The sequence below is a fragment of the Parabacteroides sp. KHUB-01 genome (assembly GCF_056640935.1).
This window is the reverse complement of record NZ_CM153256.1, coordinates 2,884,287-2,900,763: the sequence shown is the minus strand read 5'-3', so window position 1 is coordinate 2,900,763 and position 16,477 is coordinate 2,884,287. Positions and strand designations below refer to the sequence as shown.

Here is a 16,477-nt window from a genome sequence, read left to right as displayed (position 1 = left end):
TTATTATTCAGTTAACTTCACACAAACAGACTTTCCCGGAGCTGATTCTACATCTACATAGCTATAAACATTTCCAAGCAAGTCTTCAAACTGTTTCATAGGCAAAACTTCGCCATCCTTTTCTGCTTTATTATATTTCCCCGGGAAAACGGCACGCCAAGTGAATGATTCAGCAGATTTATTCACCAGTTCACTCTTCGATTTGTTATAATGCAAGACTGATATTTTGCCCTCCATCACCGGTATATTCTCAACAGCAACCCAATTTGTTTCTTTTGTCAAATTAGGACAAGTTTCCACCATATTCTCCGAAGATTTAACACGGACACCTGCAAGACCAGAAACAACTCCTTCAATTACACCACTTGAGACTTCAGGATAGTCACGTCTGTCGTTAACAAACAATTCTTTCAGAAAATGATAAGCCGATTCATTTCTACCATATTTATAGAAAATAGACGGATAATATGACATCGACTCAACATTTGTTTCTTTCTTCTCCATCAAATCAAGGATATTGTTTACCCTTTCAGGATTCATAGAAAAATCAAACCAGACAGTGAACATATTTGTTCCACCTTCTTTGAATGTCTCATCTGTAAGGCAATAAGAATAATATTGTGAGCTACCGCTGTTCCACCACAAAGTATCATACAATTTCTGATACTTATCAGCCATTAAAGATACAGATTTTGATTTGTCTGAATCTCCATTCAAACGCAATATTTCGGAATAAGATTTCAAACCTCTATAAATTGTAGCCAGCAAATCTCCTGTAACTTTAAGATTAGGAACAGATTCCTCATATGAAGGAAGACCTCTTACACCTTTAAATCTCTTTTTCTCTGATGTGTTTCTCTCATTCATTATAGCTTTACGGTTCATAATGTCATCAACCCCAAGTTGCCAGCGTTCGATATATTCATTTGCCGTTAAAGCATAGAAATCCAGAAATCTCTTATCCTTGATGTATGTTTCATTTCCAGTCCATTCGTAAAGACGATATGCCGCATTCATAACATCAAAATTGGCATTGAGATTATACCAGAAATCCTGGTCATTCTCATAATCCACCGGAGCAGGCAGATTATGACGGTTTATCTCCCAATATGAACAATAATCTTTTTCCTCAGATATGTTTTCCACAAACTTTGTGAACATATTAAGATTTTCCTTATTATGACCGTTTATTTCTTCACCGATACACTGATGTGAAACATCACGCATACAAAAAGCCTCGCGTTGTGGCAAAGCAGCCTCATACCATGGACCAACCGGATCTATTGCATCTCCAACATATGAATCTGAAGTATTTACTGCCCAATCAAATATTTTGACTAATGATGTATCATTGGATGATATACGTAAGTCATCATATTTACTATCTGCAATATTTGGAAAATCTGTCTTATTTGAAGTACAGGCAGAAAAAACACAAAGGAACATAAATGAAGAAGTTATTCCTTTTATAATATTCAGTTTTTGCATAATGCAAGTATATCTTAAGTTATAATATTAATTAATAAAGGGAACTCTTCTGTTATTCTTCAACAGAAGAATACAGAGAGCTCCCTCTATTTCAACTCCCTTTTATTTTATATAATTACCAACCTTCATTCTGAGTCATATAACCAACATTCAAGTCTATTTCAGCCTGAGGTATTGGCCACCAGAAATCTCTGTCGGTATAATCTTCTCTCACTGCTGGTTCATAAACAGTATGAGTTGGTGTTCCAGATGAATAATCATAATATTCAATACCACCGATAGGCTTATTCATTACATCAAGCAATATGCCCCAACGGCGAATATCAAAGAAACGCAATCCTTCCTGAGCAAACTCAACTCTTCTCTCATTTCTGATAAGCTCAAGCAAACTGCCACTATAGAACTTATTTATAGCCTCATCAATATCATTTGTATTTCCGGCTCTGTCACGGATTACTTTAACCAATGATTTGGCTTCATCTGTACTTCCACCAGTTTCAACCAAAGCTTCAGCTCTAAGAAGATATGCTTCAGCATATCGAAGAACAATAAATGAATTGTAGGTAGTCCATGTTTCTTCCTCTGTATTATATTTCTTCCAAGATAAGCCAGTTGGAGTTTTGTTCCATTCACCGCCACCGCCTTCAGCCAGAACATCACCCTGCCATACTTCCTTGTCCTGCAAAGAGCCGTAATCTTTAGTCGGGTCAAAATAATACTTACCGTCTTTTTCGACCACGTTGTTAGGAATAGTGTTGTAATACTTTCCGCGCAACTCCATTCCCGGAGCATAGATTGTTTCATAGAAACGAGGGTCTTTATTCAAATATGGCATTTTATCGTTTCTAGGAGCGATATATTCGTATGCGTCAGCAAGTGCCTTGACAGGAGTTGTGACGCAATATCCGCCGATAGACTGGTTGTACCAGTTACCCCAAGAATTGAGTTCATCTAATGAATAAGTCTTTGCCAATATTACCTCATCTAAATTCTCACAACCATTTTTAAACAAATCACCAAAATTTCCGAGAACTGGAGCATTTTTGAGTAGTTCTTCCGTTTCACTCAATGTAATTTGGAAATATGATTTGTCGTTCAAATAACCTGCTGCATAAGCAGCTGCACGAGCTCTTATCAAACGAGCAGCAGGCTTGCCAACCTTAGAATTATTTTCTGCATTATCAGGTAATCCAGGAATAGCGTCTTCCAAGTCTTTTAAAATAAAGTCAAAAACCTCCTTGGGATCTTCAATTTGCTTTACTTCGCGAGCCTCTTCAACAGATGTAGGATTTTCTGTATAAAACATTATTCTTCCAAATGTAGATACCAAATCCAAATAAAAATAAGCGCGCATTGTTTTAGCTTCACCTAATATACGCAATCTGTCAGCATCCGTTTCTCCACCAGGCCATTCAAAGTTATCAATATTGTTGATAATAGTATTGGCTCTTTGGACAGAGACATAATATCCATCCCATTTGTTTAGAGGGAATGAGGAAGATGTATTTCCAATTCCTCTACCAAGGTCATAACCTCTATTCCAGCTATGTGTTACAAGTCCATTATCTGTAACAGCATCCATCCACAAATCATAACTTCCTAAATTAAGTCTATCATAAACGGAGTTCAAAGCTTTATCAAAATCTGCAGCTGATTTAAAAAAACTTTCAGCTGTAATAATACCTTCTGGTTCAAGATCAATATTGCTATTACATCCACTATTTGCACATAAAGTCAATGCAAAAGCACTATATAATAATGTTCTTTTATATAATTTCATAATATATATCTTTTTAAAGATTAAGATTAGAATACAATGTTCACACCAAAATTAACAATCTTCAAAGGAGGAAAGTCGTATATACGACCAGCTTTCATTTCCGGATCAAGTCCTTGGAATAAGCTACTGAATGTCAAAAGGTTTGATCCAGAAACATACAATCTCAGTTTCTGAATTTTAAGTTTATCAGTTAAAGATTTATCAAATGTATAACCAATTTGAGCATTCTTTAAACGTAAATATGAAGAATTCAACAAAAAGAATGAGTTATATGCTCCTGTTGTATTCCTATTATTTGCAGCTTCCAATCTAGGCATTGTAGCATTTGGATCTTGATTATCTTCTGTCCATCGATCAAGAAAATGTTGCCCTGTGAAAGCCTCATAACTTGGACCTTCAACAAATTCACCATCTATAAAGCGATTTGCTCCACTTGCTCCCTGGAATAATAAACTTATATCTATACCTCTCCAATCGGCACTAACATTTATACCATAAGTAAATTTAGGAATATTAGAATTAAAAATCTTTCTGTCATCTGGATCAATTGTTCCATCTCCATTTCTATCAACAAGCTTAACATCACCAGCTTTCAGAACAGACATTCCTCTAGGATCAGACTTATATGCAGCTTTATATTCTGCTAATTCTTTGTCATTAGCAATTAATCCATCTGCTTCATAAATATAAAAAGCATTTAGAGGTGAGTTAAGTGTCTGAATTGTCCAACCACTAATGTTTTCATCGTCACCTCCACGATCTATCCACTGATTCTTGTTATAAGAAAAATTAACAGAAGTAGAGAAATTAACTTCACCCAGTTTCTTTCGGAATCCTAACATTGCTTCAAAACCAGAGTTTCTTACTACACCAGCATTCTGTTCAGGAGCATCCAGACCAATAAAGTGAGGAATACCTAAAGCAAGCAAAATGTCTTTAGTATCTTTTGAATACCAATCCAATTCACCATAAATACTATTGTTCAAGAAGCTGAAGTCCAAACCTACATTTGTCTGTTCAACAGTTTCCCATGTAACATTTGGATTAGCCATTTTTGATTGACGAACAGCTGTGACCAAAGCATTATTCATTATGACATTTTCAGTTCCAAACTGTGGCAAATACATAAATTCACTAATACGTTCATTACCGGTTTGTCCCCAAGATGCTCTCAACTTCAAATTATCAAAGAAATTCAAATTCTTAATAAAATCCTCTTCAGATAATCGCCAAGCAGCAGAGAAAGAAGGGAAAATACCCCACTTATGACCTTTAGCAAAACGAGAAGAGCCATCTGCACGTACATTTGCCTCAAATAAATATTTATCCTTGAAACCATAATTGATACGTCCAAAGAATGAATTTATACCCCACATAGTCGGATATCCAGAAGCAAACTGACTACTAGCCGAGCCCAATGAAACATCTGGTAACTCGTCTGATATCAAATCCTTACGCTGAGCAAATGAATAATAGTTACGATATGATATCTGCTCCATACCATAAAGAACAGAAAAATCATGAACTTCATTGAATTTCTTTTTATAATTGGCAAGGAAACGCAATGTCATCTGATAAGAATTGTTTCTCGTATCTGCTACACTGTTTGGGTTATTTCTCTGAGTAACCAGCTCTCCCGCTTCATTATAATATTTATGATTTTTGTAGTGAACTTTTCTTCTATCCCAGATTCCGTTCAATGAAGCCATTCCTGTAAACACTAAATCTTTTATTGGTTCAAAATCTACTTTTACCTGGCCATACAATTCGTCTTTATTATATTGGTCTTCACCTACAACATCCAAATCTGTTAAAGAAACAGCATTTCTATTTTGCTTATCCAATACATAATCTCCATTTTCATAACGTATTGGACTTGTTGGTTGCATACTCCAAACATCAGCCTGAGCACTACCCAATCCTTCCGGCCACAAACGGTCAATATGGCGATAAGTCAAGTCACTGCTCACCTTAATCATCTTACCTACTTTTAAATCTGTATTGATACGATAATTATAACGCTTAAACTCTGTGTTTTCTGTAATACCTGGCTGATCTAAATAATCAAAAGACAACATATATCGTCCAGTTTCTGTACCACCATTCAAATTAAGAGTATGTTGAGTAATATAAGTAGGTTTATATACTTCTCCTTGCCAGTCATTATAGGCATGATGATACGGATCTGTACCATTTTCAGTAGCCAATATATCTTCTTCTGTATATTTTGACTGACCACCTGCATTAATCAAAGCTTCATTAACCATTGACATATATTCACGTGCAGTAACAGCTTTAGCCTTTACGGCCCTATCCTGGAAACCAATTGTTCCATTATATGACACAGTCATTTTACCTTCTTTTCCTCGTTTCGTCGTAACAAGAATAACACCATGAGCAGCACGTGAACCATAAATAGAAGCAGAAGCAGCATCTTTCAACACAGATATATTCTCAATATCAGAAGCTGGTATCTGACTTAGTGACATTTCTATACCATCAACTAATATTAAAGGTTTAGCATTTCCTGTAGTACCAACACCACGAAGATATATTTCCGGATCATCACTACCTGGTGCACCACCACGGTCCATTACTGTAATACCAGAACTTAAACCCTGTAAAGCTTTTGTTGCATTTACCACAGTCATTTTATTGATTTCTTCGCCTTCTAGTTTTGTTACAGCTCCAGATGTTGTAACTTTTCTCTGAACACCATAACCTACAACAACGACTTCACTAAGCTTTTCTGAATCTTCAGACAATACAACGTCAACGACATTCTTTCCTGCAACTGCTATTTCTTTAGTTGAATAACCTATATATGAAATCTGTAATACAGAATTTTCATCTACCTGCAAAGAATATTTACCATCCATATCTGTTATGGTACCATTTGAAGTTCCCTTAACCAATACGTTGGCACCAATCACAGGCACTCCCATATCATCTTTTACAACACCAGTCACTTGCTTTTTAGCTTGCTGTGGAGCTGATGAATGAGAAGCAGATCCTCCTTTAGCTCTGGAAATAATGATCATTTTTCCTTTTACTTTGAAGTCCAATCCCTCACCAAGAACCGTAGATAAGACTTCTTCCAGAGTTGCATTCTCAAAGCTTCTGTTAATTACTTTCTGCTCATTTACTTCACCTTTTTTGTAGATAACAGAATAATGTAATTCGTTTTCCACTTCGGTTAACACTTCCTTCAACGTCACATTATTAAATTGTTTTGTGATGTTGGTTTGTAGCACAGCATAACTATTAACACTTCCGGTTAACAATAAGGCTAACAGTAATGATTTTCCATACTTTCTATTCATAATCAAGTATAAGTAAAGTTTAAAAAAAATTATTTTTTGAATATCGATATTCTATCATTCTCTCTTTTATATTTTATAGGAATAATCTGACTCAAGGCATTCAAAACATTATCTACAGTTTCCTGACTTTGTAATGTTATTCTGAATTCAGTTTTTCCATCAAGATTATCATCAAGAATAATATCTACATCATATTTCCTTGACAACCGTTTCGACAGTTCCTTCAAACTTATACTGTCAAATCTCAAGCTTCCGTCTATCCATGAATTACTCTGAGACACATCAGTATTGTAATGACTTATTTTTCCTGATGTTTTATCCAAAAGAACTTCTTCACCTGGCAACACTGCAATATCTTTATTACCATATCTGACATTGATTTTTCCTTCCAGAAGAGTTGTAGTTGTTTCATCATCATCAGAATATGATGTCACATTAAATTTTGTACCTTTAACTACAACATCATAGTTCTGTGTTTTAACAGTAAATGGTATCTCCCCAGGCTGTTTGGTAACCTCAAAATAAGCTTCACCATAAAGTTCTACTTCCCTATTTTTAGAATTAAACTGACTTCCATATTTTAATGTAGAACCAGCATTCAGCCAAACAGAAGTTCCATCAGCTAAAACGACTTTACTACGTTCTCCATTTGAAGTTTCCACAATAAAGAATTCTTCAGCCTTCTCTTCAGGCTTTGTAAAATAGTGGATGCCTTCAAAAACGGCAAAAGAGATAATAGCTGCAGCCGCATATTCAATAATCCTTTTAAATGGTATAAGGGATATGGATTTACCAACAGATTTACTACTGATATTTTGTTTACAAACAATATTCTTGCCTGATTCCAAATCTTCAAACCATTCATCTTCCCATTTTCTGAAAAGCAAATCATTTTCTTTCGAAGCTTTTACGAAATCATATAACTCAACTTCTTCTTCAAAAGAAATATTTCCTTCAAAATATTTGACAGCAATACTATGTATTCTTGTGTTCTTCATGTATATTTCTAATGCTTTCTAATGATAAAACAACTGAAATGGATTTTACCCAACCTTAAAAAGTTATTTTTTTCGAGTTTTTTTCGTTTTAACACAAAAAAAATACAAGCCGACAGTTTTAAACCGTATCGACTTGTATCTAAACACTTGTAAGTATGCTTAATAAGGCACTCTTATCTATTTAAAATATTCTTCCAGACAATGTAAGTTTAATCACCGGATATACTTTAACTTTCTCAATAATATCAGAGAAAGTATCATCTGTTTCAACTGTTGTTGAAGTTGTTGTTCCTAAATCCGAATAAACTTCTGGTGTTCCATGGAACTGAACTCCTGCTTCGAACATAACTCCAAGGCGTTTACGAGGAACAGGTCGTCCAAATCCCAATCCTAAATACGGACGGAATGCTGAGACTTTCAAACCTCCAGATACATTTCCGTTCTTATCAATAGGTAATATGCAATCACCTATTGCTATACCTACTTCATTACCTTGAGAAACATACTCACCTATTTCATCACTATGTCCAGAAACTTTAACCAACTTATCTCCGCCAAAATATGCACCACCGGCAATGAAAAAGTTAGCTGTTTTAATAGGATAGAAATTAAGAAGCAACTCTCCGGAAACTCTTCCCATCTCTCCACCGACTTCCAATGTAGAAGCTATATCATTATTTGCTACAGACATTTCAACATCCACATCTGTACTAAGCTTGAAATTCGGCATCATCACCACTCCTGCACGCAACGCAAGATAATTACCGATAGGTGTTGCAAGGTTAACTCCTACACCTGACAAACCTACGTTAACTCCCACTCCTAGTGAATTGAAATAACCATAATCTTCCTGTGCACACAACTCATTTCCTGAGAATAACAGGAAGGCTGAAAGAATTGACAATAAAAACTTTTTCATATTTTATCTGATTTATAATAATTAACAAAATTACATATTATAATATGTATAAACATTACTTTTCTGGAATTTTTGATTTGAGAGAAAATATATAAACAAAAAAAGACCCGATTCCTTTCGGAACCGAGTCTCTTCGCTTTCTAAAACGGCGGCTACCTACTCTCCCACTTTTACGCAGTACCATCGGCGTGATTGGGCTTAACTTCTCTGTTCGGAATGGGAAGAGGTGGAACCCCAATGCTATAACCACCTTAATATCGTTTTAAGTTTCTTTGTTTTTAAGTTTTTGAGTTTTTAAGTTTCTTACTCTTTAACTTAAAAGTTACATGTCCTGACAATAAAGAGAGTTCTTTTTGAGTAGAACTAACACTGAACTTCCAGTGCCTTAAAATCTATCAATCCTTCCAATAAGGAAAAGTCTCGGGCAATTAGTACTACTCGGCTTTGACATCACTGTCTTTACACCTGTAGCCTATCAACGTCGTAGTCTACAACGACCCTCAGGGATATCTTATCTTGAGGCTGGCTTCGTACTTAGATGCTTTCAGCACTTATCCAATCCGAACTTAGATACCCGGCGGTGCACCTGGCGGTACAACCGGTAAACCAGCGGTTCGTCCAACACGGTCCTCTCGTACTAGTGTCAGAGCCCCTCAAATATCCTACGCCCACGATAGATAGAGACCGAACTGTCTCACGACGTTCTGAACCCAGCTCGCGTGCCACTTTAATGGGCGAACAGCCCAACCCTTGGGACCTTCTCCAGCCCCAGGATGTGACGAGCCGACATCGAGGTGCCAAACCATTCCGTCGATATGAGCTCTTGGGAATGATCAGCCTGTTATCCCCGGAGTACCTTTTATCCTTTGAGCGATGGCCCTTCCATACGGAACCACCGGATCACTATGCTCTAGTTTCCTACCTGATCGACTTGTATGTCTCCCAGTCAAGCACCCTTATGCCATTACACTCTGCGACCGGTTACCAATCGGTCTGAGGGTACCTTTAGAAGCCTCCGTTACGCTTTTGGAGGCGACCACCCCAGTCAAACTACCCACCATACAGTGTCCCCGCTTCTGCGGGTTAGAATTCAAACAATCAAAGGGTCGTATTTCAACGACGGCTCCACAAATACTGGCGTACCTGCTTCTTAGCCTCCGACCTATCCTACACATCAAGTGCCCAAATTCAATGTAAAGCTATAGTAAAGGTTCACGGGGTCTTTTCGTCCCATCGCGGGTAATCGGCATCTTCACCGATACTACAATTTCACCGAGCTCACGGTTGAGACAGTGCCCAGATCGTTACACCATTCGTGCAGGTCGGAACTTACCCGACAAGGAATTTCGCTACCTTAGGACCGTTATAGTTACGGCCGCCGTTTACTGGGGCTTCAATTCAATGCTTCTCTTGCGATGACATCTCCTCTTAACCTTCCAGCACCGGGCAGGTGTCAGGCTGTATACTTCATGTTAACTATTTCGCACAGCCATGTGTTTTTGTTAAACAGTCGCCTGGGCCTATTCTCTGCGGCCTGCCGAAGCAGGCGTCCTTTATCCCGAAGTTACAGGACCATTTTGCCTAGTTCCTTAACCGTGACTCACTCGAGCGCCTCAGTATTTTCAACCCAACTACGTGTGTCCGTTTGTGGTACGGGTACTTCATGAATATGTTTAGCGGATTTTCTAGGGAGCATGGTTACATCCATTTTGCCTTGTACAAGTACGCGGCATACTGTCAGGTTCGACTCTCTCTGCGGATTTGCCTACAGAAATCTTAATCTACACCCTTCAACCGGCTATTCCGTCAGCCGGCAGGACTGTCACTTCTCCGTCTCCACGTCACTCCATAAAGTAGTAACGGAATATTAACCGTTTCTTCCATCGGCTTCGCCGTTCGGCTTATCCTTAGGTCCCGACTTACCCTGATCCGATTAACGTTGATCAGGAAACCTTAGTCTTTCGGCGAGGAGGTTTCTCACCTCCTTTATCGTTACTTATACCTACATTTGCTTTTCCGGAAGCTCCAACAAAGGTCATCCTCTATCTTCAGCGCCGCCGGAATGCTCCCCTACCATCTCTTACGAGATCCACTGCTTCGGTAAATAGTTTTATGCCCGATTATTATCCACGCCAAACTCCTCGACTAGTGAGCTGTTACGCACTCTTTAAATGAATGGCTGCTTCCAAGCCAACATCCTAGCTGTCTCTGCAATCTGACTTCGTTAGTTCAACTTAACTATTATTTGGGGACCTTAGCAGGTGGTCTGGATTCTTCTCCTCTCGGACATGGACCTTAGCACCCATGCCCTCACTCCATGGCAATATATAACACGCATTCGGAGTTTATCTGGACTTGATAGGCGGTGAAGCCCTCGCATCCAATCAGTCGCTCTACCTCATGTTATACTAACCACAGGCTGCACCTAAATGCATTTCGGGGAGTACGAGCTATCTCCAAGTTTGATTAGCCTTTCACCCCTACCCTCAGCTCATTGGAACACTTTTCAACGTATACCCATTCGGACCTCCAGTTGGTGTTACCCAACCTTCATCCTGGCCAAGGGTAGATCACTTGGTTTCGCGTCTACTCCCAGTGACTATAACGCCCTATTAAGACTCGCTTTCGCTTCGGCTCCGTAACTTAATTACTTAACCTTGCCACTGAAAGTAACTCGTAGGTTCATTATGCAAAAGGCACGCCGTCACAGCACGAAGCTGCTCCGACCGCTTGTAGGCAGACGGGTTCAGGGTCTATTTCACTCCTCTGTTCGAGGTTCTTTTCACCTTTCCTTCACAGTACTGGTTCGCTATCGGTCTCTCGGGAGTATTTAGCCTTACGGGATGGGCCCCGCTGATTCACACAGGATTTCTCGTGTCCCGCGCTACTCAGGATTCCACTAGGCTTCGTTATCGATTCGTATACCGGGCTGTCACCGTCTTTGGCCGTTCTTTCCAAAACGTTCTACTTCGATAATTTCTTGCCACAGCGTGGTCCTACTACCCCGATATTGCCTAGACAACATCGGTTTGGGCTGTTCCGCGTTCGCTCGCCACTACTTGCGGAATCACTTTTGTTTTCTCTTCCTACGGGTACTTAGATGTTTCAGTTCCCCGCGTTCGCTTCTCTAACGAGATGGCAGGTCTTCAACCTGCCGGGTTGCCCCATTCGGAGATCCCGGGATCAGGGATTATTTGCATCTCCCCCGGGCTTTTCGCAGCTTATCACGTCCTTCTTCGCCTCCGAGAGCCAAGGCATCCACCGTCTGCCCTTGCTTACTTTTCCTTATCTGGTACATCAACGTACCGGATTGATATATCTTAAGCTTGCTCTACTTTTTAAAAACTTTCTCTTTATCGTCCAACATGTCAAAGATCTTTTACCTTTTTCAAGGCTATGTGGAGAATAACGGATTCGAACCGTTGACCCTCTGCGTGCAAGGCAGATGCTCTAGCCAGCTGAGCTAATCCCCCGTTTTTCATTTGCGGCTGCAAAGGTATGAAACTTTTTTCTTTTCCGCAAATAAAAAGGAAAGAAATTTTTCATCGTTTCTTTCCGGAGTAGTCCCAGGCAGAGTTGAACTGCCGACCTCTACATTATCAGTGTAGCGCTCTAACCAACTGAGCTATAGGACTGTCAACTTTGCCGGTTTCCCAGCTTCATCTTTCTCTTTTTTATCTTTTTTTCATATATCTAACCGTAGTACAAGTGGAGATTCAATACCACTTGATTAATCTTCACGGAAACTCTCGCTCCAGAAAGGAGGTGTTCCAGCCGCACCTTCCGGTACGGCTACCTTGTTACGACTTAGCCCCAGTCACCAGTTTTACCCTAGGCCGTTCCTTGCGGTTACAGACTTCAGGTACTCCCAGCTCCCATGGCTTGACGGGCGGTGTGTACAAGGCCCGGGAACGTATTCACCGCGCCATGGCTGATGCGCGATTACTAGCGAATCCAGCTTCACGGAGTCGAGTTGCAGACTCCGATCCGAACTGAGACGTGGTTTAGAGATTAGCTCCCTGTCGCCAGGTCGCAACTCTTTGTCCACGCCATTGTAACACGTGTGTCGCCCCGGATGTAAGGGCCGTGCTGATTTGACGTCATCCCCGCCTTCCTCACAGCTTACGCTGGCAGTCCCGCTAGAGTCCTCAACTTTACTTGTTAGTAACTAACGGCAAGGGTTGCGCTCGTTATGGCACTTAAGCCGACACCTCACGGCACGAGCTGACGACAACCATGCAGCACCTCGCAAGCGGCTATTGCTAGAAAGTCAGTTTCCTGACCGGTCCCCCTGCGTTCAAACCCGGGTAAGGTTCCTCGCGTATCATCGAATTAAACCACATGTTCCTCCGCTTGTGCGGGCCCCCGTCAATTCCTTTGAGTTTCACCGTTGCCGGCGTACTCCCCAGGTGGATTACTTAACGCTTTCGCTGTAGAGCTTACATTATATCGCAAACTCCTAGTAATCATCGTTTACTGCGTGGACTACCAGGGTATCTAATCCTGTTCGATACCCACGCTTTCGTGCTTCAGTGTCAGTTATGGTTTAGTAAGCTGCCTTCGCAATCGGAGTTCTGCGTAATATCTATGCATTTCACCGCTACACTACGCATTCCGCCTACCTCAAACACACTCAAGTCTCCCAGTATCAATGGCAATTTTATGGTTAAGCCACAAACTTTCACCGCTGACTTAAAAGACCACCTACGCACCCTTTAAACCCAATAAATCCGGATAACGCTCGCATCCTCCGTATTACCGCGGCTGCTGGCACGGAGTTAGCCGATGCTTATTCATAGGGTACATACAAGATCCCACACGTGGAATTTTTTATTCCCCTATAAAAGAAGTTTACAATCCATAGAACCTTCATCCTTCACGCGACTTGGCTGGTTCAGACTTCCGTCCATTGACCAATATTCCTCACTGCTGCCTCCCGTAGGAGTCTGGTCCGTGTCTCAGTACCAGTGTGGGGGACCTTCCTCTCAGAACCCCTATCCATCGTCGGTTTGGTGGGCCGTTACCCCGCCAACTGCCTAATGGAACGCATGCCTATCTATCAGCGATGAATCTTTAACAAATATTCCCATGCGGGACCCCTGTTTTATGCGGTATTAATTCATCTTTCGATGAGCTATCCCCCTCTGATAGGTAAGTTGCATACGCGTTACTCACCCGTACGCCGGTCGCCGGCAATAGTTGGCAAGCCAACTATCCCGCTGCCCCTCGACTTGCATGTGTTAAGCCTGTCGCTAGCGTTCATCCTGAGCCAGGATCAAACTCTTCGTTGTTATAAATTGTTTATGTCTTATGCTCAAGATTCCGTTACTTCTCGATTTATCAAGTATTGACGGTATTTATTCTCAAAATACTTGTACTACTTGTTGATATATGTAATATTTTCAAAGAACTTAGTCGCTATCGTTATTTTTGATTGCGGTTGCAAAGGTAAGAACTTTTATTTTAATCTTCCAAATTTTTTCGGAAGTTTTTTTTATTTTTCTTCAGCTTTCGGAATTTTGCTTGGATTTACCAACCTCACCTATCTCTGACAGAACCTCTTTCCTTCACCTCTTCATCATGTTGACTACCGCATCTCTCTCGATTGCGGGTGCAAAAGTAGAACGGATTTTTGAATCTGCAAAATATTTTGGGAAGTTTTTTTGAATTATTTTTAAATTTGGCTGAGTATCAGAGGAATAGAAATGGAAGTTTTTTTAGAAGATAAGTTGACGAGGGAACGAGATTACAAGATGATGGAGAAAAACATTACAAAATCATTTATGAACTTCTTCATAATAAATTCTACGATTCATAATTATAATAACCCCTATTCATCATATTAGATTTATTGACTCACCTAGGTGAGTTAATCGGCTCACCTAGGTGGATCGATATTTTTATTACAATAAATTCAATATATAATTTAGTTGGATTATAACTATCAATTAGTTCATTTATTCTTTTTTCTCCTTAGTGCCTCAGCTATTTCCTCATGCTTCAATGCCATCTCTTCATCCCCCAGGCAAGTATAAACTTCTGATAAATATACATGAGTAGCAATATGTTCTGGTTTCAGACCAACAGCAATATTAAAATCAGACAAGGCTTCTTCATAATATTTCAATCTCAAACGGCATTTTCCACGGTTATATCTTGCCTTGAATGATTTTGAATCCAAAGAAACTGCTATATTAAAAGCCGACTGGGCATCATATTCATCACCGATTTCAAGCAATGTCACACCTTTTCTTACCCAAGCATCCAAGTATTGCGGATAAAGTTTCAGAGCTTTTTCAAAACAACGAAGTGCAGCTTTTAAATCATGAGCCTGAGTTACACACTCATTCCCCATGAGATAATATTCACGAGCATATTCCTTCTGTACTTCGCGCATCGAATGAATTTCCTCCTTCAAAGCCTTTATTTGCTCACGCTGAGAGTTGATACGCTGCAATTTCCGACTTATCAAACGTCGGACTTCAGGCTTATCCATTACATTTTTCTTACTTAAAGCTTTGGCAAACATATCAACTGCTTCAGAAAAATTATTTTTGTCGAAACTTCGTGAAGCGTTTGAATATAAAAGTTCTGCTTCGCTTTCCCTCAAACTTTCCTCGATAAGACGGGAATCATTGAATTGTTTACTGAACGCAACTATTTCTTTCTTTATAAAAATATCAGATTGAGAAATCCTTCTTCTCAAAACCAAACCATCTATTGATGTGCATCTGCTCAATGCCACATAGGTCTGACCTCCGGCAAAAACTCCGCCTGTCAGGTCAACAACCACACGGCTGAAAGTCAATCCCTGACTTTTATGCACAGTTATCGCCCAGGCAAGGCGAATCGGCAACTGTTCAAACGAGCCGATAATTTCTTCCTCAATCTGCTTTTTCTCTTCGTTATATTTATACTTATAATTATTCCATACAGTAGGCTCAATCAAATACTCACTTCCATTTTCAAGAAGCACAAATACATGCCCTTCGTCATCAATGCCCGAAATCATTCCAATTGTCCCGTTCACCCATCTCCTTTCCCTGTCGTTTTCAATAAAAATAATCTGAGCATTTTTCTTTATCGACAATTTAAGCTGAGTAGGCAAAGAAGACTCCGGAAAATCACCGGATATTCTTCCGACGGAAACAAACTCCTCGCCCTCGAGCGACGCCAACTTTTTATCATTGATAAAATCCACCTGGTCGCGCCTTGTTGCCAAGGTGATATACATATCCTTATCGTCAGGTTCAAAAGAAGGAATATATCTTGAGTTCAGCTTTTCCAAATCCTGATTTCTGGCAGAATTGCTTCTGATTTTATCCAGCACTGAAACAAAATCAACATCTTTCTGCCTGTAAACTTTCTGCAATTCAATCGGCACAAGATTTATTTCCTTGAAAACTCTTGCCGAAAAGAAAAAAGCACTGGGATAAAAGCGTGAAAGAATATCTTTCTGATCAGAAGGCACAACAGGCTCGAGCTGGAAAACATCACCGACAAAAAGCATCTGTTTTCCACCGAAAGGAAGACGCATATTTCCTGAAAACACACGCAAAATACGGTCCACACAATCAATAATATCAGCACGCACCATCGAAATCTCGTCGATAATCACGAGTTCCACCTCCGATATTATTTTCCTACGCTCTTTTGTATATTTGAAAAATTCGAAAATACGCCCGTTTCTCAAGCTGAGATCCGGATCTTCCGGCAAAATAGGCCTGAAAGGAAGTTTAAAGAAAGAATGGAGAGTAACTCCTCGGGCATTGATTGCAGCAATTCCCGTCGGAGCCAAAACTATATGTTTTTTCCGAGTATTCTCACATATATATTTAAGGAAAGTAGATTTACCGGTTCCGGCTTTCCCGGTAAGGAAAACAGATTGCCGAGTATGAGTTATCAGCTGCAATGCATCCTGAAACTCCCTGTTATCTGTATCTATAACAAAATCCACCGGAATAAACTC

The 16,477-nt window shown here is 39.8% G+C and carries 6 protein-coding genes, 2 tRNA genes and 3 rRNA genes; all 11 read right to left on the bottom strand.

What is annotated here, in order from left to right; translation table 11 throughout:
• Positions 1-3 precede the first annotated feature (3 nt).
• Positions 4-1,488: a trehalase family glycosidase gene (locus ACYIAR_RS12360; protein WP_480329851.1), complete on the bottom strand. Its 1,485-nt coding sequence runs from the start codon at positions 1,486-1,488 to the stop codon at positions 4-6.
• A 115-nt stretch (positions 1,489-1,603) separates the two neighbouring features.
• A complete protein-coding gene (locus ACYIAR_RS12355) occupies positions 1,604-3,268 on the bottom strand; it encodes a RagB/SusD family nutrient uptake outer membrane protein (protein WP_480329850.1) in 1,665 nt (554 codons plus the stop codon).
• Between the two features lie 26 nt (positions 3,269-3,294).
• Complete coding sequence (locus tag ACYIAR_RS12350) at positions 3,295-6,591, bottom strand: TonB-dependent receptor (protein ID WP_480329849.1); 3,297 nt, start codon at positions 6,589-6,591, stop codon at positions 3,295-3,297.
• Positions 6,592-6,620: 29 nt separating this feature from the next.
• Positions 6,621-7,589, bottom strand: a complete 969-nt coding sequence (locus ACYIAR_RS12345; RefSeq protein ID WP_480329848.1) for a FecR family protein — start codon at positions 7,587-7,589, stop codon at positions 6,621-6,623.
• Between the two features lie 181 nt (positions 7,590-7,770).
• Positions 7,771-8,508 carry a hypothetical protein gene (locus ACYIAR_RS12340; protein WP_480329847.1) on the bottom strand — a complete coding sequence of 246 codons (738 nt, stop codon included), beginning with the start codon at positions 8,506-8,508 and terminating at the stop codon, positions 7,771-7,773.
• A 143-nt stretch (positions 8,509-8,651) separates the two neighbouring features.
• A 5S ribosomal RNA gene (gene rrf, locus ACYIAR_RS12335) occupies positions 8,652-8,762 on the bottom strand.
• 155 nt (positions 8,763-8,917) lie between these two features.
• Positions 8,918-11,793 (bottom strand): 23S ribosomal RNA (locus ACYIAR_RS12330).
• Between the two features lie 114 nt (positions 11,794-11,907).
• Positions 11,908-11,981 (bottom strand) — tRNA-Ala (locus ACYIAR_RS12325).
• Positions 11,982-12,069: 88 nt separating this feature from the next.
• Positions 12,070-12,143, bottom strand: a tRNA-Ile gene (locus ACYIAR_RS12320).
• Positions 12,144-12,266: 123 nt separating this feature from the next.
• Positions 12,267-13,799: ribosomal RNA gene (locus ACYIAR_RS12315) — 16S ribosomal RNA — on the bottom strand.
• The 16S, 23S and 5S rRNA genes sit together here with 2 tRNA genes alongside, the layout of an rRNA operon.
• A gap of 662 nt (positions 13,800-14,461) precedes the next feature.
• A complete protein-coding gene (locus tag ACYIAR_RS12310) occupies positions 14,462-16,465 on the bottom strand; it encodes an AAA family ATPase (protein ID WP_480329846.1) in 2,004 nt (667 codons plus the stop codon).
• Positions 16,466-16,477: the final 12 nt, after the last annotated feature.